Raw genomic sequence first — 582 nt, 5'->3', positions numbered from 1 at the left:
CCAGCGAGGCCGCCGCCGCTGCGGACTCTTCGACCAGCGAGGCGTTCTGCTGCGTAACGCGATCCATCTCGGTCACCGCCTGGCCCACCTGATCAATACCGCGACTCTGCTCATCCGACGCCGAGGCGATCTCCCCATGATATCCGTCACGCGCGTGACCGCCCCGACGATCTCACTCATGGTCTCACCGGCCGTACCCACCAGCTGTGAACCGCTATCGACGCGGCGTACGGAATCTTCGATCAGCCCTTTGATCTCCTTCGCCGCCTGCGCGCTGCGCTGGGCCAGATTACGTACCTCACCGGCCACCACGCAAGCCACGGCCCTGCTCACCGGCACGCGCCGCTTCCACCGCCGCGTTGAGCGCCAGGATGTTGGTCTGGAAGGCAATGCCGTCGATCACGCTGGTAATATCCGCGATCTTCTTCGAGCTGCCGGCGATGTCGCTCATGGTGCGCACCACACCCTCAACCACGCTGCCGCCCTTCTGTGCGGTTTCCGACGCGCTGAGCGCCAGCTGTGACGCCTGGCGCGCATTCTCGGCGTTCTGTTTCACGGTGGCGGTCAGCTGCTCCATGCTGG

1 pseudogene is annotated in these 582 nt (G+C 65.3%); it reads right to left on the bottom strand.

The window, feature by feature from the left end:
* Positions 1–582 (bottom strand): annotated as a pseudogene (locus HA48_RS21975) (methyl-accepting chemotaxis protein); the annotation flags it as partial.

This window comes from Pantoea wallisii, assembly GCF_002095485.1.
GTDB classification, from domain to species: domain Bacteria; phylum Pseudomonadota; class Gammaproteobacteria; order Enterobacterales; family Enterobacteriaceae; genus Pantoea; species Pantoea wallisii.
This window is presented reverse-complemented; position numbering and strand designations above follow the sequence as displayed.